The organism is Cohnella sp. 56 (genome assembly GCF_037963805.1).
In the GTDB taxonomy this organism is placed as follows: domain Bacteria; phylum Bacillota; class Bacilli; order Paenibacillales; family Paenibacillaceae; genus Cohnella.
Window position 1 is genome coordinate 34,103 of the sequence record NZ_JAZDQE010000017.1, and the last position, 21,311, is coordinate 55,413.

At 60.1% G+C, this 21,311-nt stretch carries 18 protein-coding genes; 17 read left to right on the forward strand and 1 reads right to left on the reverse strand.

Translation table 11 applies throughout. From position 1 onward, the window contains the following. The first annotated feature begins 50 nt into the window (after window positions 1–50). From VQ071_RS23935 to VQ071_RS24000, 14 genes are all read left to right on the forward strand, one after another. Window positions 51–1,718, forward strand: a complete 1,668-nt coding sequence (locus tag VQ071_RS23935) for a GspE/PulE family protein (protein ID WP_340516766.1) — start codon at window positions 51–53, stop codon at window positions 1,716–1,718. A gap of 30 nt (window positions 1,719–1,748) precedes the next feature. Then, a complete protein-coding gene (locus tag VQ071_RS23940) occupies window positions 1,749–2,792 on the forward strand; it encodes a type IV pilus twitching motility protein PilT (RefSeq protein ID WP_340516859.1) in 1,044 nt (347 codons plus the stop codon). Then, a complete protein-coding gene (locus VQ071_RS23945) occupies window positions 2,792–4,000 on the forward strand; it encodes a type II secretion system F family protein (RefSeq protein ID WP_340516767.1) in 1,209 nt (402 codons plus the stop codon). The genes VQ071_RS23940 and VQ071_RS23945 overlap by 1 nt, the downstream gene beginning before the upstream one ends. A gap of 97 nt (window positions 4,001–4,097) precedes the next feature. Continuing rightward, window positions 4,098–4,595, forward strand: a complete 498-nt coding sequence (locus tag VQ071_RS23950; RefSeq protein WP_340516768.1) for a type II secretion system protein — start codon at window positions 4,098–4,100, stop codon at window positions 4,593–4,595. A 73-nt stretch (window positions 4,596–4,668) separates the two neighbouring features. Then, a complete protein-coding gene (locus tag VQ071_RS23955) occupies window positions 4,669–5,427 on the forward strand; it encodes a prepilin peptidase (protein ID WP_340516769.1) in 759 nt (252 codons plus the stop codon). Window positions 5,428–5,444: 17 nt separating this feature from the next. Continuing rightward, window positions 5,445–6,959 (forward strand): pilus assembly protein PilM, encoded by a 1,515-nt coding sequence (gene pilM / locus VQ071_RS23960; RefSeq protein WP_340516770.1) that lies wholly within the window; start codon window positions 5,445–5,447, stop codon window positions 6,957–6,959. After that, on the forward strand, window positions 6,931–7,554 hold the full coding sequence (pilO, locus tag VQ071_RS23965; protein ID WP_340516771.1) for a type 4a pilus biogenesis protein PilO: 624 nt from the start codon (window positions 6,931–6,933) through the stop codon (window positions 7,552–7,554). Before pilM ends, pilO begins: the two co-directional genes overlap by 29 nt. Window positions 7,555–7,698: 144 nt before the next feature. Continuing rightward, window positions 7,699–9,219 (forward strand): DnaD domain protein, encoded by a 1,521-nt coding sequence (locus tag VQ071_RS23970; RefSeq protein WP_340516772.1) that lies wholly within the window; start codon window positions 7,699–7,701, stop codon window positions 9,217–9,219. Window positions 9,220–10,050: 831 nt separating this feature from the next. Next, window positions 10,051–10,998: an ATP-binding protein gene (locus tag VQ071_RS23975; RefSeq protein WP_340516773.1), complete on the forward strand. Its 948-nt coding sequence runs from the start codon at window positions 10,051–10,053 to the stop codon at window positions 10,996–10,998. A gap of 245 nt (window positions 10,999–11,243) precedes the next feature. Next, a complete protein-coding gene (locus VQ071_RS23980) occupies window positions 11,244–12,368 on the forward strand; it encodes a sulfate ABC transporter substrate-binding protein (protein ID WP_340516774.1) in 1,125 nt (374 codons plus the stop codon). 42 nt (window positions 12,369–12,410) lie between these two features. Then, a complete protein-coding gene (gene cysT, locus VQ071_RS23985; protein WP_340516775.1) occupies window positions 12,411–13,247 on the forward strand; it encodes a sulfate ABC transporter permease subunit CysT in 837 nt (278 codons plus the stop codon). 12 nt (window positions 13,248–13,259) lie between these two features. After that, window positions 13,260–14,156 carry a sulfate ABC transporter permease subunit CysW gene (gene cysW / locus VQ071_RS23990; protein WP_340516776.1) on the forward strand — a complete coding sequence of 299 codons (897 nt, stop codon included), beginning with the start codon at window positions 13,260–13,262 and terminating at the stop codon, window positions 14,154–14,156. A 93-nt stretch (window positions 14,157–14,249) separates the two neighbouring features. Beyond that, the gene (locus tag VQ071_RS23995) at window positions 14,250–14,453 is read left to right on the forward strand and encodes a YezD family protein (protein ID WP_340516777.1); all 204 of its coding nucleotides are present in this window, start codon (window positions 14,250–14,252) and stop codon (window positions 14,451–14,453) included. A gap of 289 nt (window positions 14,454–14,742) precedes the next feature. Beyond that, window positions 14,743–15,732 (forward strand): GNAT family N-acetyltransferase, encoded by a 990-nt coding sequence (locus VQ071_RS24000; protein ID WP_340516778.1) that lies wholly within the window; start codon window positions 14,743–14,745, stop codon window positions 15,730–15,732. A 144-nt stretch (window positions 15,733–15,876) separates the two neighbouring features. Here VQ071_RS24000 and VQ071_RS24005 read toward each other — a convergent pair whose 3' ends face one another. Further along, on the reverse strand, window positions 15,877–18,162 hold the full coding sequence (locus VQ071_RS24005) for a helix-turn-helix domain-containing protein (RefSeq protein WP_340516779.1): 2,286 nt from the start codon (window positions 18,160–18,162) through the stop codon (window positions 15,877–15,879). A gap of 235 nt (window positions 18,163–18,397) precedes the next feature. Here VQ071_RS24005 and VQ071_RS24010 point away from each other — a divergent pair, with 235 nt between their 5' ends. The 3 genes from VQ071_RS24010 to VQ071_RS24020 all read left to right on the forward strand — a co-directional run bounded on the left by VQ071_RS24010 (window position 18,398) and on the right by VQ071_RS24020 (window position 21,298). After that, window positions 18,398–19,378, forward strand: a complete 981-nt coding sequence (locus tag VQ071_RS24010; protein ID WP_340516780.1) for a Gfo/Idh/MocA family protein — start codon at window positions 18,398–18,400, stop codon at window positions 19,376–19,378. A 129-nt stretch (window positions 19,379–19,507) separates the two neighbouring features. Next, the gene (locus VQ071_RS24015) at window positions 19,508–20,413 is read left to right on the forward strand and encodes an ABC transporter permease (RefSeq protein WP_340516781.1); all 906 of its coding nucleotides are present in this window, start codon (window positions 19,508–19,510) and stop codon (window positions 20,411–20,413) included. 18 nt (window positions 20,414–20,431) lie between these two features. Beyond that, window positions 20,432–21,298, forward strand: coding sequence for a carbohydrate ABC transporter permease (locus VQ071_RS24020; protein WP_340516782.1), 867 nt, complete (start codon window positions 20,432–20,434; stop codon window positions 21,296–21,298). The last annotated feature ends 13 nt before the right edge of the window (window positions 21,299–21,311 follow it).

Genomic DNA, 21,311 nt, shown 5'->3' on the forward strand with positions numbered 1-21,311 from the left:
CAGGACTATATGACTAAATTATTGAATATATAGACGGGCGGTGAGAACGAGTGGCAATCGTAAAGAAAAGGTTGGGAGATTTGCTGGTAGAGAGCCAGATTATCTCCGAGGAGCAGCTGCAGGAGGCGTTGCAGGAGCAGCGCAAGACGAAGCAGAAGCTCGGCGACCTTCTCATCACCCAAGGCTACATTAACGAACAGCAGTTGATCGAGGTGCTGGAATTCCAGCTCGGCATCCCGCACGTCAGCCTTTTCAAGTATCAGATCGACCCGTCCATCACACAGATCATTCCGGAGGCGCTGGCCAGACGCTATCAGGCGATCCCGATCCAGAAGGACGGAGGCAAGCTGCTCGTCGCAATGGCCGATCCGCTGGACTACTTCGCGATCGAGGAGCTGCGGATGAGCACGGGCTTCCGCATCGAGCCGGCGATCACGAGCCGGGACGAGCTGAATCGAGCGATCGCCCGGCATTATGGCCTGCAGGATTCGATGAGCCAGATTATGGTCGAGCTGCCGACGACGCAGGAAGAGATCCGCGAGACCGAGATTACGAATGAAGATTCGCCCGTCGTGCGGCTGGTCAATCAGATGATCCAGCAGGCGATGCAGCTGCGGGTATCGGACATCCACGTCGACCCCGGCGAGACGAACGTCACGATCCGCTATAGGCTCGACGGCGTACTGCGGACGGAGCGGACGATTCCCAAGCAGATGCAGGGCTTCATCACCGCCCGCCTCAAGATCATGGCCCGACTCAACATCGCGGAGCGCCGCCTGCCGCAGGACGGCCGGATGAAGATGACGTTCGACAACCGGACGATCGATATCCGTGTATCCGCGCTGCCGACGATTCACGGCGAGAAAATCGTGCTCCGGCTGCTCGACCTCAGCACAGGCGTCAAGTCGATCGACCTGCTTGGATTCGGCAAGCGCAATTTGTCTATTTTCCGGGAAATGATCGAACGGCCGTACGGCATCCTGCTCATCACGGGACCGACGGGCAGCGGCAAGACGACGACGCTCTACTCCGCGCTGAACCATCTGAATCAGGAATCCGCCAATATCATCACGGTCGAGGATCCGGTCGAATATCAGCTCGACGGCATCAATCAAGTCCACGTCAATCCGACGATCGGGCTGACGTTCGCCGCCGGTCTGCGTTCCATTCTGCGGCAAGACCCCAACATCGTCATGGTCGGCGAGATCCGGGATACGGAGACGGCCGAGATCGCGATCCGCGCCTCGCTCACCGGCCATCTGGTGCTGTCCACGCTGCACACCAACGATGCGATCAGCACCGTCACCCGACTGCGAGACATGGGCATCGAGCCTTACCTCGTCGCTTCGTCGCTCATCGGCGTCGTCGCTCAGCGGCTCGTCCGGCGCATCTGTCCCGAATGCAAGACGGCGCATGAGCCGACCGAGCAGGAGGCGCTGCTGCTGAGCGGGCGCGGCATCAGGGCGGACAAGCTCTACCGGGGCAGAGGCTGCGGCAACTGCAACAAGACCGGGTACCGAGGACGCGTCGCCATCCATGAGGTGCTCGGCATGAACGATACGCTGCGACGGATGGTCACGGACAACGCGACCATCGAGGAGCTCCGGACGGGGGCAGCGGCGCAGGGCATGATCAACCTGATGGACGACGGCTTCGGCAAGGTGCTGGACGGCACGACGACGCTTCAGGAAGTGCTGCGCGAGACCGTCGCCTATTAAATAGGAGGTGAGGAGACGATGGTATTGGATATGAAGAGCCGCATGGTCGATCTGCTGCGTTCGGCGCATGAAGCCGGCGCATCCGACCTGCATATCTCGGTCGATTCGCCACCGATCCTCCGGGTGAACGGCAAGCTCCAGCCGATCGGCGAGGACAAGGTAACGGCGGTCGAAGCGGAGCACATGGCGCTGTCGCTCATCGACGAAGAACAGACGGAGCGGTTCGAGCGTGCGGGCGAGCTTGATTTCTCATGCGAGCTGGAGGGGCTATCACGGTATCGGGTGAATGCGTATCGTCAGCGGGGACGGGTCAGCATCGCGGTGCGGACGATTCCGACGCAGATTCCGACGCTCGAGCAGCTGCAGCTGCCCCCGATTCTAAGCTCGCTGGCTTCGAAGCCGCAGGGGCTCATCCTGGTCACAGGACCGACTGGCAGCGGCAAGTCCTCTACGCTGGCGGCGATGATCAAGCACATTAATACGCATGAGAAAAAGCATATCGTCACACTCGAGGACCCGATCGAGTATTTGCACGGCCACGGCTCGTCCATCATCGACCAGCGGGAGGTCGGCAGCGACACGAAGAGCTTCGCGAACGGACTGCGCGCCGCGCTGCGGCAGGACCCGGACGTCATCCTCGTCGGCGAGATGCGCGACCTCGAGACGATCTCGGCCGCGGTGACCGCAGCCGAGACCGGGCATCTCGTATTCGCGACGCTGCACACGACCGATGCGCCGCAGACAATCGACCGGATCATCGACGCCTTTCCCGGTCATCAGCAAGGACAGATCCGCACCCAGCTCGCTGCCGTACTCGTCGCGGTCATCTCGCAGCGGCTGCTGCCGAGGACGCAGAACAGAGGACGCGCATGCGCGACCGAGATTCTCGTCAATACGCCGGCGGTCGCCAACCTGATCCGCACGGAGAAGATCCACCAGATCAAGAGCGTCATGCAGACCGGGCGGCAGCTCGGCATGCATACGCTGGAGCATTCGATCAAGGAGCTGTTGCAGGCGGGTGCCGTCGAGCCGGCTTATGCCCGGGCTTACCTTGCTGAGGCGGGTGTCGTCTAATGGCGGATTTTCTCTACCAGGTCCGCAGTCAGACCGGCCGCCAGATCAAGGGCAAGCTGTCCGCTTCGAACAAGTCCGCCGCGATGGAGGAGCTGCGCAAGCGCAATCTGGTCGTTCTGTCGCTGAGCGAGCAGAAGACGACTTTCCTCAACACGGACATTTACATCGGCAATCCGGTCAAGCACCAGCACTTCATCATCTACTGCCGTCAGTTCGCCACGCTCATGCGGGCTGGCGTCACCATCGTCGATGCGACCGCCATTCTGGCCGAACAGACCGAGAGCAAGCCGCTCAAGAAGGCGCTGCTCGACGTGCACACGGGGCTGCTGCGCGGGGTGTCATTCTCCCAGGCGGCCGGCGAGCACAAGAAGATCTTCCCCGCGATCTTCCTCAGCATGATTCGTGCCGGGGAGGAGACGGGGGATATCGAGGGTACGCTGGAGCGGCTGGCGAAGTTTCTGGAGAAGCAGCATGTGACGCGCGAAAAGATCAAGTCCGCGATGACCTATCCGCTCGTCGTCGGTGTGCTGGCGATCGGTGCTGTCGTCTATCTGCTCAAGGCGGTCGTACCGCAGTTCGTGTCGATGTTCGAGTCGATGAACGCCAAGCTGCCCGCGATCACGCTCTTGGTGCTGGCGCTCAGCAAGTCGATCGAGCACGAGTGGTACTTGTGGCTGCTCGGCGCGGTCGGACTTGTCGTCGTTTATCAGGTTGCCAAGCGTTCGGACAAGGGACGCTACTGGATCGACTACGGCAAGCTGAAGATACCGATCTTCGGCAAGCTCGCCCAGAAGGGCGCCATCGCGCAGCTGACCCGCACGCTGTCGTCGCTGTACGCCAGCTCGGTGCCGGTGCTCCAGTCGCTTCAAATTGTCGAGGACCTGGTCAACAACAAGGTCATCGGCGGCTACATCCGCAAGTCCGCGGACTCGCTCCGCCAGGGCAATCCGCTGTCCGAGCCGCTAAAGCAGTCATGGGTATTTCCCCCGATGGTCACCCAGATGATCTCCATCGGCGAAGAGACCGGCGCGCTCGATCAGATGCTCGAGAAGGTCGCCGACTTCTACGAGATGGACGTCGAGAACACCGTCGACCGTCTCAAGTCGCTGCTCGAGCCACTGCTCATCGTTTTCCTGGCCGGCCTCGTCGGAACCATCGTCGCGGCGATCATGCTGCCGATGTTCTCGCTGTACGGACAGATGGGCTGAGCCGATATCAATAGTAGTTGTTTGATGCGCCCCTGGCGCAAGAACATAGATCGCATCGTTGTGAAGTCACGATCTAATACAATATGGAGGTTATGGTATGAGAACAGCAGTAATGAAACGTCTCGGCAAGGCAAAGGAAGATCAGAAGGGCTTCACGCTTATCGAGCTATTGGCGGTTATCGTTATTCTGGCGGTAATTGCGGCGATTGCGGTGCCGTTGATCGGGAACATCATTAATAAGTCGAAGAAGGATTCTGATATTTCGACAGCACGACAGATTTACGATGCGGCTAGACTTTATATTACAAGTGAAGAAAATGGAGTTTACCCTGTTAAAACTACGGTGGGAACTGGAAGGATTACTATAGCGACTTTGCAGGAAAAGGGTTACCTCGATAAAGGAACAGCGCTGCCAAGTACAAAAAAACTACTTGTTGGTACCAACTCATTTCTTCAATTTGACTCAAAAGGTCTTTTGGAAGAGATTACACTTAGTACAGGAAATGCCACTGGGGAGACTGTGACTTACTCAGCTACAAAAGTTCTATCTGTAAATGCGGATGCTTCTGAGCCAGCAGCGCCAGCCGGTACTTAATAATTTAGAAGAAAAGGAACCGGCCCCACCGGTTCCTTTTCTCTAACCAACCAAGAAAGCGACTATCGCCATCATGACGATTCTGATATATATATACCTGTTCGCGCTGGGCGCGGTGCTGGGTTCGTTCTATAATGTCGTGGCGCTGCGCGTGCCTGCGGGCGAATCCATCGTGTCGCCGCCGTCGCGGTGTCCGCGCTGCGGGACGCGGCTCGCGGGGCGCGACCTCGTGCCGATCGCGAGCTGGCTGCTGTCGCGCGGGCGCTGCCGCCATTGCGGGGCGCCGGTGTCGCCGCTTTACCCGCTGGGCGAGGCGGCGACGGGACTGCTGTTCGTGTGGGCGTACGCCCGCTTCGGCTGGAGTGCGGAGACGATCGTGGCGCTGCTGCTCGTCAGTTTGTGCGTCATCGTGACCGTATCGGACCTCGCGACGATGCTGATTCCGAACAAGGTGCTGCTGTTTTTCGCACCGCTGCTGGCGGCGGCCTGTCTGCTGCTGCCGAGCGACATCTCCTGGTGGAGCCACCTGCTCGGGGCGGTCGCAGGCGGCGGTATTTTGCTGCTGATCGTCATCGTCTCGCGAGGCGGGATGGGGCTCGGCGACGTGAAGCTGTTCGCGCTGCTCGGCTTCGTCGTCGGCTTGCCCAATACGATCGTGGCGCTCATCGCTGCCTGCCTCGCAGGCACGCTTGTGGGCGGCGCGCTGCTCGCGCTAGGCGTCGTGAGGCGCAAGCAGCCGATTCCGTTCGGACCGTTCCTCGTGCTCGGCGCATGCCTTGCCTTCGGTTACGGCGGACATCTGATTTCATTTTATTTATCTTTATTTACCTGAACGGGGCGTGACTAGCAATGATAGGATCAGGCGCCAAGACCATCGGCCTGACCCTGGATCCGTCCGGGGCAAGATTCGTTAAGCTGAGGAAAAAGAAGGGCTGGGAATTCGAGCGCGCGAGCATGCTGCCATTGTCCGCTGATTTGTTCGAAGAGGACTTGGTCGCCGATTACGCACAGACGCGCAGCCGGCTCTCGGAGTGGGTGAAGGCGGAGAAGCTGTACGGGCAGTCCGTCACGCTCGCATTTCCCACCTCGCATGTGATCGTCCGGCGGCTGCGCATCCAGAGCACCAGCGACAGAGATCTGCCCGGACTGGTCGCGCTTGAGGTCGAGACGACGCTGCATCTGCCGTTCGAGGACCCTGTGCATGATTACATCAAGCTCGGTGCGGACGAAGGGAGCACACAGGTGCTTGTTTTCGCCGCATCCAGACAGCTTATTCAATCGTACACCGATCTGGTTCAGGAAGCGGGGCTCAAAGTATCCGGCATCGAGCTGTCGGCGACGGCGCTGGCGCGGGCGATCCGGGGGCTTCAGGACGAGAAGTTCGAGGAGACGATGCTCGTCAATCTGGACGCGAACGCGCTCGAGATCTATATGTTTCACAACGGGTACCCGGTATTTCTGAAAACGATCGCGCTCTACGGACAAGCCGATGCGGATGGCGGTGCGTTGAGTCCGGGACAGCTGTCCGAGGTAACGGCCGAGATCGCGCGGATGATGAACTTCTATCAATTCAGCATCCACGAGGGCAACGCGAGAATTACCGAAGCGCTGATCGTCGGCTCGGATCAAGGCCGCAACCAACTGCTCGCCGAGCTGCAGCAGTCGCAGCCGGACCTGAGCATCCGGGCACTGTCCTTGGACGCCTACGCGACGCAGCATACGTACAGTGCGGACGACAATCGCGTGGCGGTGGGCCTCGCACTCTGGCATGCGGACAAGCAGCGAATCAATTTGCTGCCCCGGATCGACCGCGAAGCGCGCCTGTACCCGGTCATGATCGCGGCATCGCTGGCGCTGTGGCTGCTGGCCGTCGTTGCGGTGACCTATTTTTACATGGATTACAAGTCCGATCTGCGCGCCGGAGAAAAGACGATCAGTCAGCTGAACGATCAGATCACACTGCTGCAAAGCGGGCTCGCTGCGAAAAACAGCGGGCAGGCGGGCGTCTCCAATCCGCTCGCGATCATCGAGAGCATTCGGGACAATCGGCGTGATGCGGTCGCGATCATCGACGAGCTCACCCGCATGCTGCCCAAGGACAGCCGCTTGCTGAACGTCAGCTACAGCAGTCTCGGTCAGCTCGGACTGACCGTGCAGACGTCGGATTACGAAGGAGCCTCCCGCTATCTGTTCGACTTGAAGCGGATGTCGTTCGCCGCTACGGCGCAGCTGCAATCGGTCGCGCAGAGCGCGCCTGCGGATGGGCCGGCCGTCGCAACGTTTAAAACGGCGGTATATTCGGTCGAGCTCAAAAAGCCGGAAGGAGGCGACGGAAATGACGGCACTGCAGACACAGCTCAATAAGCGCACGCTCGGACTCATCGGCATCGTCATGCTGTTTCTCATCGTGCTGCTGTTCGTCGTTTACAAGCAAATGCCGCTCGGCGACCGCCTGTCCGAGCAGAAGGACGAGATCGCGCTTCTGAGGAATCAAGCGGATATACTGGCCAACAAAAAAGCCGAAGGGGACAAAGCCGGCGCCAAGTACTCCGACGATGCCGTCCAGCAAGCGCTGCCGCTGTCTGACAATACCGAGCAGATGCTGCTCGATCTCAAAAGCGTCAGCCAGGCCAACGGCGTCGCGCTCCTGAATGCGACATTCAGCGCGTCTGCCGGCAATCAGCTGCAAAGCATGCTGGGCGGCGAGCAGACGCCGTACGCTACGGTAGGAGAGCTCAAGACGGCCGTCGCCATCGAGGGCACTTACGACCGTCTGCTGGCCTGGATCGAGGGGCTGCAGCGTCTGCCGCGGCTCATATCGGTGGACAACTTCGCCATCGCACAGCCCGCTCCGGCCGACATGGGCAAGTCGATGACGCTGAACGTCAACTTCACAGCTTACTTCGACCCCTCCTATCGTGATCTGGTAGACCGTGAATTGCTGCCTTACGAGAATTGATCCGTACTGTCTGCCGCTGGACGATGCAGAGTTCCTCTGCCTCGTCCTTTTTCATTTATTTGCAGAGCCGAATTCCGCCCAGCGGGACCGGCGGATATGCTACAATAGAGAGACACTCTATGAACAAAGGTTGTCGAAAACGGTATGCGCGTGTCGAACAAGCTTGAATTTACGGAGCATCACCGCTATACCGCCTGCCGCGACTTCTCGCTCGGCGGTCTGGAGCGAAGGGTGCTGACCGAACTCTATCAACCGATGGTAGGCGTGCTGGCCGTCGGCTTATATCTATTGCTCTATCATCATCTCGGCGACGACGAGATCGGGTACGTGCAGCCGGAGGCGCAGCGCAGGCTGTTCCTCGGGCTCGGCCTGGAGCCGAACGCGGCCGGACGCCAGGCGCTCGCCGAGGGCGCCTCCAAGCTGGAGGCGGTCGGCCTGCTGCAGACGTATCGGCAGCACGATCCGGCGGCGGACGAGACGCTGTACGAGTATGTGCTGCAGCGGCCGCTTGCGCCGGGCGAGTTTTTTGCCAATCTGCATCTGTCGCTGCTGCTCCGCGATCGCATCGGCAAGCCTGCGCTGCTGGAGCTGCGGCAGTCGCTCGCGCCGCGCGAGCCTGCCGGACTCGGGCGGTTCCTCAACCGCGAGGAGATCACGGTGCCCTTCTACGAGCTGTTCCGCATCAATGCGGCGCAGGTCGACGCGGAGCTCGAGCAGACGCTGTCGCAGTCTGCGCCTGCGCGCGAGCAGGGCACGGCCTCGCAGCCTGAGCGGGTGCGCCATAGCGAACTGCTGCTGCGGTTCCCGCGCGGCTCGGCGAACCGGGCGTACGTCGAGCGTCTCCATCTGGCGCCGGAGTCGATGGCGCAGATCAACTTCCTGGCGTACAAGTTCGATCTCGAGCTGCCGGAGGTGAGCCGGCTGCTCGACGAGGACGGCGTATTCCTGCCGGACGGGACGCTGCATTGGGACGAGCTGCAGGCGCGGGCCAACCAGATCTACCGCCAAGGACGCAAGCGCGGCGAGGAGCGGGAGCGCTACCTGTCGCGGATCGGCGACGCGGCTGCGGTCGGCGGGAGCGCCGTGGTCGAGACGGTGTACGCCGAAGCGTTGTATGCGGTGCCTCCGTTTGAGGTGCCGGAGCGTCTGAGCGGCCAGGTCGCGCTGGACGAGTACGGCCGGCTGCTGATGTCCGAGCCGCATACGCGGTTTCTGGAGCGGTTCTTCCCGGGCGCGGTGCCCGAGGTGTTCGCCCGGATCTTCGAGCGGATCGATCTGAACTACAAGCTGCCCGAGCAGGTCATCAACGTGCTGATCCACTATGTACTGGGCACGAATCACGCGCAGCGCCTGACGGCGAGCTTCATCGATTCGGTCGCTGCGAATATGCTTGCCAAAGGCATCGATACTTATGACAAAGCCGTCCGCTATGTGCGCGAGCAGGACAAGCTCAACGAGACGCTCGAGCGCAGGCGCAGAGGCGAGAGCGAGCCTGGCGCGGCTGCCGGCAAGGGCAAGACGGCGTCGGGCCGCGGCCGCGCAGGCGGCACGGGCGCGCGCAAGCCGTCCATGCCGGTCGTGGAGGACAAGGGACCGGCCAAGGCGCTCTCAGCCGAGGAGCGGCAGAAGCTCCGCGACCTCGCGCGGCAGCTGGACAAGAGCTAGGCGGAGATGCGGCCCGGGTGTGGGATACTACCAGGTAATGCCGCCCGGTGCACGAAATAGCGATACGCCAACGTCTTATTTGTCGGAAATACCGACTAGGTCGCGAAATAACGATACGCCAACGTCTTATTTGCCGGAAATGTCATGCGGGGCGCGGAATAGCGATGTGCCATCGTCTTATTTGCCGGAAATGTCGTGCGAGGCGCGGAATAGCGATGTGCTATCGTCTTATTTACCGCAAATGCCGTCTGGTGCACGAAATAGCGATGTGCTATCGTCTTATTTGCCGGAAATGTCGTGCGGGGCGCGGAATAGCGATGTGCTATCGTCTTATTTGTCGGAAATGTCGTGCGGGGCGCGGAATAGCGATGTGCTATCGTCTTATTTGCCGGAAATGTCGTGCGGGGCGCGGAATAGCGATGTGCTATCGTCTTATTTGCCGCAAATGCCGTCTGGTGCACGAAATAGCGATACGCCATCGTCTTATTTACCGAAAAAGCCGTCTGGTGCACGAAATAGCGATGTGCCAACGTCTTATTTGCCGGAAATGTCGTGCGGGGCGCGGAATAGCGATGTGCCATCGTCTTATTTGCCGGAAATGTCGTGCGAGGCGCGGAATAGCGATACGCCATCGTCTTATTTGTCGGAAATGTCGTGCGGGGCGCGGAATAGCGATGTGCTATCGTCTTATTTACCGGAAATGTTGTGCGGGGCGCGGAATAGCGATGTGCTATCGTCTTATTTGCCGGAAATATCGTACGTGGCACACTATAGCGATACGCCAACGTCTTATTTTTCGAACAAATCCAATATAGAGAGGGGGGACGCAGGATGGAATCGCTGGGAGAAGCGCTGCGAAGCTGGAAGTCCTCGCCGCGGGTAGGCGACTTGGACAATCTGACACGCCGGGTGCTGACGGATCCGCTCGTGCTGGACATCCGCCGCCGATACCCCGAGGTGGATGAGCGCACATGGCGCATCAACCTGAACAAACTGTATCAATATGCCAAAGAAGACCGCAGCTGCAAGAACTGCCCCGGCCTTGATCGGTGCCCGAACGATATGCAGGGACATTATACGTCGATTACCTGCGCCGAGCAGAACGGCAAATGGCAGGTGTTCGACCAGAAGACGCCTTGCGCCAGATGGCAGGCTCACGAGCATCAGGAGCAGGTGCGGCGCAGAATCACGAGCCTCAGCAGCAATGTCGATCTGGACGTCGACAGCTACGAGGCCGAGCAGATGCTCGATCTCGACGGCGAGCGTGAGGATGCCGTGCTGCAGCTGCTCGCTTATGTGAACCGGACCCGGACGGAAGGGCTGCAGAAAAAGGGATTGTACCTGATGGGCAGCTTCGGCACCGGCAAGACATACATGGCGGCCTATCTGCTGCACAAGCTCGCGAAGGAAGGCAAGACCGGTGTCATCGTCTATATGCCGGACTTCGTGGAGGATGCGAAGGCGCTCATGATGGAGCCGCAAAAGCTCAAAGAGACGATGACCCTGATGAAAGAAACGGACCTGCTCGTATTCGACGATATTGGGGCGGAGAACCTGAGTCCGTGGGTGCGCGACCATGTGATCGGGGCGATTCTGAATCACCGGATGAACCGCAAGCCGACTTTTTACACGTCCAATCACGATCTCGAGTCGCTCGAGCGGCACTTCAGCTTCACGCACAAGGAAGGCGAGGAGCTTCACAAAGGCCAGCGCCTGATGGATCGGATTCGCCCGTTCGTGGATATCGTCCATGTGCGGGGCCGCAATCAGCGCGGATAATATAGTTTGGAACGAGCCCGCAGCATGCCCGCTGCGCGGCTTTTTTTGCGTGCAGATACAGCAGCGGGAGCATACAGGACAGCTCGCCGTGTTGGCGTTTTTTTTACTATCAGCTTTTTTAATACAGATCTAAAAAAATACTTATTGACACTAAAACCATGTGACTGCTATGATTTGCTAAAACCAATTGATCTGGTGGGTTTTGTAGGAATTGTCCGCCAGCGCAACGGAGGGGGATTATATTAATGAAATCGCTGAGAAAAGGCACGTTGTTTATCGTCATCTCTTTGTTTGTAGCCTTGCTGTCGGCGTGCGGTTCGAACAACAATCAATCCGCAAGCTCGGGCAGCACGTCTGCGTCGCCTGCCGGATCTGCATCCGCATCATCCGACGAATCTGCCTCAGCCTCGCCTGCCGGTTCCGCCTCCGCCGAGCCCAAGTCCATCGAGCTGCTCAACGTTTCCTACGACCCGACCCGCGAGCTGTATGAGGCGTTCAACAAGAGCTTCGCCGACTACTGGAAGAAGGAGACCGGACAGACGGTCAAGATCAACCAGTCGCATGGCGGCTCCGGCTCTCAAGCCCGCAAGGTGCTCGACGGCCTCGAAGCCGACGTCGTGACGCTCGCGCTCGCCTACGACATCGATTCGCTCACGGACAGCGGCCTCGTCAAGAAGGATTGGCAGCAGTCGTTCGAATCGAACAGCTCGCCGTACACGTCGACGATCGTATTCCTGGTACGCAAGGGCAACCCGAAGGGCATCAAGGACTGGGACGATCTGGTCAAGGACGGCATCAAGGTCATCACGCCGAATCCGAAAACTTCGGGCGGCGCGCGCTGGAATTACCTCGCGGCATGGGGCTACGCGCAGCAGCAGGACGGCAATGACGAAGCGAAGACGAAGGATTTCCTGAAGAAGCTGTTCGCCAATGTACCTGTGCTCGATACCGGTGCGCGCGGTTCGACGACGACGTTCGTCGAGCGCAAGATCGGGGACGTGCTGCTGGCATGGGAGAACGAAGCGTACCTGGCGAAGAAGGAGTACGGGGACGAGTTCGAGATCGTGACGCCTTCGCTTAGCATTCTGGCAGAGCCGCCGGTCGCCATCGTCGACAAGAACGCCGACAAGCGCGGCACGCGCAAGGTCGCCGAGGCTTACCTGAAGTATCTGTACACACCGGAAGGCCAGGAGATCGCAGCTCAGAACTTCTATCGCCCGCGTCTGCAGGAGGTCGCCGACAAGTTCAAGGATCAGTTCCCCGCGCTGAACCTGCTGACGATCGACAAGGACTTCGGCGGCTGGACCGAGGCGCAGAAGAAGCACTTTGCCGACGGAGGCACGTTTGACGAAGTTTATACCAAAGGTTAAGTCACGAACTCCTAACCCGACAAGCGAGGAAGGACGATAGCAATGGCTGCCCAAGTCAGAGAAAAGCGCGTACTGCCGGGATTTCGGATCACGCTCGGCTATTCGATACTGTATTTAAGCTTAATCGTGCTCATCCCGCTGGCCGCGCTGATCGTGAAGACGGCCGGGCTCACGCTGCCGCAGTTCTGGCACACGGTGACGAGCGAGCGCGTGCTCGCCTCGTACCGGGTCAGCCTGCTCACGTCGCTGTTCGCCGCGCTGGTTAACGTCGTGTTCGGTCTGATCGTCGCCTGGGTGCTCGTGCGGTACCGTTTTCCCGGAAAAAAAATCGTCGACGGCCTGATCGACATGCCGTTCGCCCTGCCGACCGCGGTCGCAGGCATCGCGCTCACCTCGATCTATGCGCCGAACGGCTGGATCGGGTCGCTGCTGGAGCCGCTCGGCATCAAGGTGGCGTACACGCCGCTTGGCATCTCCGTGGCGCTCGTCTTCATCGGCTTGCCGTTCGTCGTGCGGACCGTACAGCCGGTGCTCCATGAGCTTGAGGCCGATATGGAGGAGGCCGCCGCGCTGCTCGGCGCGCATCGCTGGCGGACGTTCCGCAAGGTGCTGCTGCCCGAGCTGATCCCGCCGCTCATCACCGGCTTCGCGCTCGCCTTCTCCAGAGGGATCGGGGAGTACGGCTCGGTCGTCTTCATCTCCGGCAACATGCCGATGAAGACCGAGATCACGCCGCTGCTCATCATCACCAAGCTCGAGCAATTCGAGTACAGCCAGGCAACCGCGATCGCGCTCGTGCTGCTCGTCATCTCGTTCGCGCTGCTGCTGCTCATCAATACGCTGCAACGGTGGACCAACCGCCGTCTGCGGACCGGCTAGGAGGGATCGCGCATGTCCGGAGCACCGCCAACCGCTGTCGCATCAACCGCATCCGCCTCCCCGCTGTCCGCGGACACCCGGCCGGGCCACCTGACCGAATCGCGCGGCATACGGATTGCTCTGATCTCGATTGCGCTGCTGTTCGTCGGTCTGGTCGTCGTCCTGCCGATGATCACCGTCATCGCCCAAGCGTTCCGCAAAGGCTGGGACACCTACGCGGACGCGATCTCGGACCCCGACGCCATCTCCGCGCTGCGGCTGACGCTGACCGTCGCGGTCATCGCCGTACCGCTCAACACGCTGTTCGGCGCGGCCGCCGCTTGGGCGATCACGAAGTTCAAGTTTCGCGGCAAAAACCTGCTCATCACGCTGATCGATCTGCCGTTCGCCGTATCGCCGGTCATCTCCGGCCTTGTCTACATTCTGGTGTTCGGCGCGCAAGGTCTCATCGGTCCCTGGATGATCGAGCATGACTTCAAGGTCGTGTTCGCGACGCCGGGCATCATCCTGGCGACGATGTTCGTCACCTTCCCGTTCGTCGCCCGCGAGCTGATCCCGCTCATGGAGACGCAGGGCGTGCAGGACGAAGAAGCCGCGGTCAGCCTCGGCGCGAAGGGCTGGCGGGTTTTCTTCAAGGTCACGCTGCCGAACATCAAGTGGGGGCTCCTGTACGGGATTATTCTGTGCAACGCCAGAGCGATGGGCGAGTTTGGCGCCGTATCGGTCGTATCCGGACATATCCGCGGAGAGACCAATACGCTGCCGCTGCATATCGAGATTTTGTACAACGAATACCAGTACACCGCGTCCTTCGCCGTCGCGTCGCTGCTCATGCTGCTGGCGATCGTCACCTTGATCGTCAAAGGCATCATCGAGCACAAGATGGCCAAGCGCGGCGGCGGACACTGAATCGTCGGCAGTCGGCTGGCAGCTGGGATCAGGTTCGGATCAAACAATGTTACGGAAGAACCATCTTGGTCATGATCGCGGGGAGGAATTCATATGGCAAAGCCGTTGGAATTGAATGAGAGTTGGGTGCAGCGTATTACGGAGGCTGTAGAGGGGCTGCAGTACGGCAGCGTGCAGATCGTCGTGCACGACGGCCGCATCGTGCAGATCGAGCGCACGGAGCGCCGCCGCTACGACGAGGTGGCCGAACGCCGCAGCGCGCGCGACGCCTCGCAGAACGGCGCGGCTGCGAAGTAGCTGCGAAGCGTCGCGCACGCGGGTTGGCGGCCGATGCGCTTGATCATGCGCTATCTCCGCGTACGAACGAGTCCGACGCCGACCCTCGGTGCCCGAAGCGCATCAAGCGTCACGATTGCAGAGCGGCCCTCTGCCTCGTGCCGCTTTTTTTGCGTTATCGAGCACCTGAAGCTATCCCCGCATCCGAATCTTATTTTCGGACAACAATCGCAAGATCTACTTATTTTCCTCGCGCCCCGCTTCCGTTAGATTAGATATAGACACGAATACGCTGGAGGCGAGGCAACAGATGATCTTTGAACCGTTCGGGGAAAAGCATGCGGATGACGCGTTGGCACTGTGGAATGCGGAGCTGGGGGCGTCGTATCCGATGCGGCCGCGTCTGCTGCGGCAGAATACGCTGGAGGATACGCGATGGCTGCGCGAGGGATCATGGGCGGCGCTGGAGCCGCAGACGGGCGAGCTCGCCGGCTTCGTCGTCGCCAAGGCGCCGCACGGGGACGATGACCGCTTCGGGCTGCGCGGCGACGTCGGCTGGATTCAGGCGCTGCTGGTCGCCGCGGGCCGGCGCGGACGAGGCGTGGGCGGCGAGCTGCTCCGCAGGGCCGAGTCGGCGCTGCGCCAAGCGGGCGCGAGCCGCGTGCAGCTCGGCAACGATCTTCACCGCCGGCTGTTCCCGGGCATTCCGGGCGAGCTGGAGGAGACCCGGCGCTGGTTCGAGCGGCGGGGCTACGTGCATCGCGAGGACGTCTTCGATCTGATCAAAGCTTATGACGCCAATGAGGCGAGCGTCATGCCCGACACGGGCGCAGCGGCGGCCAGGCTCGCCGGACCGTCCGACCGCGAGGCGTTAACCGCCTTCATGACCCGCTGCTTTCCGGGAACATGGGACTTGCAGCATCGCGATTATTGGGCGCAAGGGGGATCGGGCCGCGAATACGTGCTGCTGGAGCGGGACGGCGCGATCATCGGCTTCTGCCGGATCAATGACGCCGAATCGCCGCTGCTCGCGCAAAACGTATATTGGGCGCCGCTGTTCGAGGAAGCGCTCGGCGGGATCGGTCCGCTCGGCATCGACGAAGCCTATCGGGGGCATCGCTACGGCATCTCCATCGTCGAGGCCGCGATTTGCTTTTTGAGGGTGCGCGGCATCAGACGGATCGTCATCGACACGACGCCGTTCGTCGATTTTTACGGGAAGCTGGGCTATCGCACCTGGAAAACGTACGGCAAATTCGACAAAACGCTGGCTGCGGCGACCGGCGGATCGACGGGCTAAGGCCGCTACTGCGCTACAAGAAACCTTCGGAATCGGCTTTGGCCGCCCGAAGGTTTTTTGTTGTTGAGCTGTGGGCGCGGCGCCATGTCGCCGGCAGGGAATGCGCTGGATCGCACAGCTTTGTGCAGTTCCAACGTGATTCCCTCATTCCTTCAGCTGATTGTGATTTCTGCGGAACTCGCTCGGCGTCACGCCGGTGAACCGCTTGAATACGCGGTTGAACGAAGCGACGGTGTAGTAGCCGACCAGAGAGGCGATTTCCTGGATTTTCAGGTCGGTCTCGCGGAGCATCTGGGTCGCTTTGTCGATCCGGACGGTCAGAATATAGTCGCTCAGATTCGTGCCCGTTTTTTCTTTGAAGTATGTCGACAGATAGGGGCCCGTGATGCCGAGCTTGCCCGCGATCGCGTCCAGGGACAGATCCTCGCCGAAGCGCTCCTCGACGTACGCCATGACGAATTTCGTGATGATGTCGGTCTCGGACTTCTTCTCCCGGACGGCGGCGGCGGACTTCGCGAGGAAGCGCTCGAAGAACGCCTTGTACTGCTCCAGCGTATAGCAGCCCTTCAATTGATCGTACGGCGATCCCCCGTCCATGAAGGTCGTGAAGGAGATGTTCTGCGCGTAAAGGACTTTGATCGTGCGGTTCACGACGTCCTTGGCGAAGTCCTGGAACTGATAGGCGAGCGCGCCCGTCCGCGCGAGCTGGTCCAGCAGCTGCGCCACGAGCGGGATCGTCACATCGTCGCAGCCGGACTGCAGGTTGGCGGTCAGCTCCTGCTCCTCGGCCGGCGCGGGGATCATCAGCGACGGCTGCGGCACCCATTCCCCGATAATCTGCACATCCTCCCCGAGCCTGCGCTGCTTCACCATGTCGAGGACGTCCTGGTACGTCTGAGCGAAGTCCGCGGAGTGATGGCGGACCGGACTGACGGCGATCGTGAAGTTGCAATAGGGAATATCCGTCGCGAGCATGCGGGCCAGCTCGTCCATATTGTCGCTATGCCTGGGCTCTCCGCGCTCGTTCTGGACGAACAGAATGGTCAGCACCTGATCTTTCTCCAGCTGGAACGTCAGGGAGTCGTCGTACCGGCTGGAGAAATGGGCGCCGATGAGCTCCTTGTACATATTGAAGGCGCGTTGGGGCGCGTTCGCGATCTCCTTGGCGAAGCGGTCCTTGAAGTCGATCTGCGACAGCACGAGCCGGTAGTGCGCATGCGAATCGGCCGCGAGCGGCAGCGATTCGCCGCTTCCGTGAATCTTTTTCAGCTTTTTCATATAAGCGAACTGCTGCAGCAGGTTGTTTTTGGCCTGCAGATCCTGATGGTATTCCCTGTTGGAGCGGGACAGGTCGCTTAACGTGTCGTGCAGCAGATTGAATTCCTTGATCCGGCTGCCTTCGCCCGCCGGGATGCCGACCGCGCGCAGCGACTGCGCCGACCGGATCATGTTGGCGAGCGGATTGTGGAACCGCTTGGAGAACCAGTAGGACACCGCCAGGCCGATGAGCACGGAGAGTGCGAGCAGCGCCCACATCGACTGGTTGAGCCGGCGGATCTGACCGGCGAGTCCTTTGTCCGGCACCTTCTCTATGTAGGTGAACCCGGTCTCGCCGCCGGTACGGTAGAAGTAGTAGCTGTCGCCGACCCGCACATAGCCCTTGCCCGTCTTCGCGGCGATCTCTGCGGGGAGCGCCGCGCCGGCGGCGGAGGAGAAGAGTACCTGCAGGTCGCCGTCGACGATATAAAACGTGCTGTCCGGCTTCGCCTGGTGAAAAGCCGCATAGATGCGGTCCGCGTTCAGAAAAGCGATAAAAGCGAACCCGTGATCGTAGCCGTTTTTGACCATAACGGGCAGCAGCCTCCCGAGCGGCTTGCGCTCGAACGGGGTGACGGAGGCGAACGAGGCGGCGGGATAAAGCTTGAAGCTGTCTGCGCCGTCCATCTGCCCGCGCCAGAAGTCGGCCGTATACGCCTCTTGATAGTAAAACTTCGAGAACATCGTATCTGCGTCCCGCGTGCCGTCGCGGTCGATAATAAATTCGCCGTTTCTAAAATAATAGACGATGTTGTCCAAATAGAGCGAAGTATTGTTCAAGTTGTGCGCGAGCGCCTTCTGCACGTCGACGACGACGTCGTACCGGCGCATCGGATCGCCGCGCCTCAATATCTCCGTATCGTTGTCGAACAGATAGCCGAGCATGAAGCTGCGGACGAGCTTGATGTGCTTCTCGTAGTTTGCGGCGCTCGCGTTCAGATTCAGGCTGCTGTTGAGGATGATCTCGTCCCGGATGTTTTTCCGGAAAAATGTGAAGGCGATCGAATTGATGGATACCAGCAGGATAATAATCGCGACGAAGCTGCCGAACAAGGTGTAGAACAGTGACATCTGGTTTTTGGCCGTTCCCCGAAGCCGCGCCGTCCATTTCATCCGATTACTCCTTTTTTACTTCATCGTCGATCAGGCTTTACATAAATCAGAGTATAGCCCCATGTCAGCTTAACTCTCAATGGTCTTCGCTTCGGAAACTTCTCTTTTTTTAAGATCGGCGTTTTTTCCTCTTCGTTTTTTAAGATCGGACAAGAACCGCAAGATCCCCTGATAGCGGCCGCGCCGGCTTGCTTGCTATGATGGCCCCGGACAGAAGAAGGAGGCGGTTGTAAAAATGGGATATCGCGTGGCCGTGATCGGGGCCGGCATCATCGCGGGTTCGCATCTGGCGGCGTTGCGCAAGCTGGACGCCCTGGCGGCATGCGCCGTCGCTGACGTGCGGCTCGGGCGCGCCGAGGCGATGGCGGCCGAGTATGGCATCTCGCCCTATGCGGATTACAAGGAGATGATCGTCCGGGAGAAGCCGGACATCGCGGTCGTCACCTTGCCGCATCATCTGCATCGGGAAGCGGCGACATTCGCGGCGGACCGCGGCTGCCATGTACTGCTCGAGAAGCCGATGGCGACGAGCGTGCGGGAATGCGACGACATAGCCGCGGCCGTCGAGAGAGGCGGCGTCAAGCTGATGGTCGGCCATACGCAGCATTATATCGCGGAAAACATCGCGGCCAAAGCAGTGATCGAGAGCGGCAGGCTGGGCCGTCTCCTGCTAATCAACGACCGGCGGCATCAGCGCTACGACGTGCCGGGCCGGCCGGACTGGTTTTTCGACAAAGCCAAAGCCGGCGGCGGCATTCTGACGAATCTCGGCGCCCACTCGATCGACAAGATTCAGTGGCTGACGGGCGAGCCGATCGTGCGCGTGACGGCCGGCATCCATTATGCCGGCATGCGCGGCGATATCGAAGGGGGCGGCTCCGCGTTCCTCGCGACCGCAACCGGCATCTATGCGACGCTCTCTCAATCGGGGTACCCGGGCGCGATCGTCGACGAGACGGAGTTCCGGTTCGAAGGCGGCAGCATGAAGCTGCTGACGGGCAGAGGGCTGTGGGTGAGCGACGGCGGCGAGTACGCGGAGGTTCCCGTCGGGCCGAAGCCCGATCCGTTCGTCGGCCAGTTCGAGGATCTGGTCGCCGCGATCGAGACGGGCTGCGAGCCGGCGTGCGCGATGGCATATTCCCGCAGCATTGTGGCGGTGGTAGAAAGCTTGTACCTGTCGCACGAGCAAGGGGCCGAAGTGGCCGTCGTCCGTTAAGATTGTTCGCTTTTGTACGGCTAACCGAAGAAATGCAAGGTTTCCGGATATCGCATCATTGCGCCGCGCTTGATCGATTCATTAAGCTAGGCGGCATAGACATATCGCTTCAGACTGGAGGGTCCGCTCGTGGCGCTACTGCGATTAAGGTGGAACAGAAGCAAGTACCTGCTGCTTCTCTTTTTGCCGGCGCTCGTGTATTACGTAATGTTCAAGTATGTGCCGATGTTCGGCATCCTGATCTCGTTCAAGGATTACAACCCGTTCAAGGGAATCTGGCAGAGCGAGTGGGTGGGCCTCAAGTATTACGAGATGTTTTTTCACAGCCCCGATTTTCCGAAGCTTCTGAAGAACACGATCCTGCTCGGCGTCTACAAGGTTGTCTTCGGCTTCCCGGCCCCGATCATTCTGGCGCTGCTGCTGAACGAAGTGAGAAAAGGCGTCGTCAAGCGGCTGGTCCAGTCGATCAGCTACCTGCCGCACTTCATCTCGAACGTCGTCGTCGTGAGCATGATGTTCCTCTTCCTGTCTCCGACCAGCGGACTTGTCAACCATGTGGTCGAATGGATGGGGTACAGCTCGATCAACTTCATGCAAAACGAGAACTACTTCCGCACGCTCTACATTCTATCGGAGATCTGGCAGCATATCGGCTGGGAGACGATCATCTATCTGGCGGCGCTCAGCGCCATCGATCCGCAGCTCTACGAGGCGGCCACCGTGGACGGCGCGAGCCGCTGGCATCAGCTGCGCCACGTCACGCTGCCCGGCATCATGCCGGCGATCGTCATCCTGTTCATTCTGAACATCGGCCATGTGCTCGATATCGGCTTCGAGAAGGTGCTGCTCATGCTGAATCCTTCGATCTACTCGACCGCCGACGTGCTCAGCACATATGTGTTCCGGACGGGGATCCAGGCGATGAATTACAGCTACGGCACCGCAATCGACCTGTTCACGAGCGTCGTCAACCTGCTCTTCATCCTCACGGCGAACTGGATCAGCCGCAGGACGAGCGAGACGAGCCTATGGTGAGGAAAGGAGGGGACGGTTTTGAAACCTAAGTTCGGCGTATTCGATGCGCTGCTGTACCTGGTGCTGTTCGGCGTCGCGGCTTCCGCGCTGTATCCTTTCATTTATATGATCGCGGTCTCGCTCAGCGGCACCGTGCCCGTGCTGAAGGGCGAAGTGTTCTTTTGGCCCAAGGAATTCAACCTGAATACGTACACGGCCGTATTCGACAATCCGGAGATCGGACGCGCCTACGTCAATACGATCATCTATACGGTGCTCGGCACGGCGATCTCGCTGATCGTCAGCGCGGCGGGGGCTTACTCGCTATCCAAGCGGGATATGCTGTTCCGCAACGGCTTCATGGTCATGGTCGTCATTACCCTGTTTTTCAGCGGCGGCATGATCCCGACCTTCCTGGTCGTCAAGAGCTATCATCTGATCGACACGATCTGGGCGATGGTGCTGCCCGGCGCCGTCAGCACATGGAACCTGATCGTGATGCGCACGTTTTTCACCGGCTTGCCGCAGGAGGTGGAGGAGTCGGGCAAGATCGACGGCCTGACCGATGTCGGCATCTTTTTCAGACTCGTGCTGCCGCTGTCCAAGGCGATTCTCGCGACGATCGGGCTGTTCTACGGCGTCGCCATCTGGAACAACTTTTTCTCCGCGCTGCTCTACCTGCGGGACGCCGATCTGTTCCCGCTGCAGGTCATCGTGCGCAACATGGTGCTCCAGGGCGCTGGCGGCGCCAACGGCGCGGGCAACATCGGCGGCGACAGCATGATCGTCGACGAAGCGCTCAAGTACGCCACCATTATCGTGACTACGGTTCCCATCCTCTTGATCTACCCGTTCCTCCAGAAGTATTTTGCCAAGGGGGCGCTCATCGGGTCGGTCAAAGGTTAACATACAAGCATGG

Coding starts and splice junctions, on each gene's coding strand:
- pilO (WP_340516771.1), top strand. CDS start 6,931: ATGACGGCACTGCAGACACAGCTCAATAAGCGCACGCTCGGACTCATC.
- VQ071_RS23980 (WP_340516774.1), top strand. CDS start 11,244: ATGAAATCGCTGAGAAAAGGCACGTTGTTTATCGTCATCTCTTTGTTT.
- VQ071_RS24000 (WP_340516778.1), top strand. CDS start 14,743: ATGATCTTTGAACCGTTCGGGGAAAAGCATGCGGATGACGCGTTGGCA.
- VQ071_RS23950 (WP_340516768.1), top strand. CDS start 4,098: ATGAGAACAGCAGTAATGAAACGTCTCGGCAAGGCAAAGGAAGATCAG.
- cysW (WP_340516776.1), top strand. CDS start 13,260: ATGTCCGGAGCACCGCCAACCGCTGTCGCATCAACCGCATCCGCCTCC.
- VQ071_RS24005 (WP_340516779.1), bottom strand. CDS start 18,162: ATGAAATGGACGGCGCGGCTTCGGGGAACGGCCAAAAACCAGATGTCA.
- pilM (WP_340516770.1), top strand. CDS start 5,445: ATGATAGGATCAGGCGCCAAGACCATCGGCCTGACCCTGGATCCGTCC.
- VQ071_RS23945 (WP_340516767.1), top strand. CDS start 2,792: ATGGCGGATTTTCTCTACCAGGTCCGCAGTCAGACCGGCCGCCAGATC.
- VQ071_RS23995 (WP_340516777.1), top strand. CDS start 14,250: ATGGCAAAGCCGTTGGAATTGAATGAGAGTTGGGTGCAGCGTATTACG.
- VQ071_RS23955 (WP_340516769.1), top strand. CDS start 4,669: ATGACGATTCTGATATATATATACCTGTTCGCGCTGGGCGCGGTGCTG.
- VQ071_RS23975 (WP_340516773.1), top strand. CDS start 10,051: ATGGAATCGCTGGGAGAAGCGCTGCGAAGCTGGAAGTCCTCGCCGCGG.
- cysT (WP_340516775.1), top strand. CDS start 12,411: ATGGCTGCCCAAGTCAGAGAAAAGCGCGTACTGCCGGGATTTCGGATC.
- VQ071_RS24010 (WP_340516780.1), top strand. CDS start 18,398: ATGGGATATCGCGTGGCCGTGATCGGGGCCGGCATCATCGCGGGTTCG.
- VQ071_RS23970 (WP_340516772.1), top strand. CDS start 7,699: ATGCGCGTGTCGAACAAGCTTGAATTTACGGAGCATCACCGCTATACC.
- VQ071_RS23940 (WP_340516859.1), top strand. CDS start 1,749: ATGAAGAGCCGCATGGTCGATCTGCTGCGTTCGGCGCATGAAGCCGGC.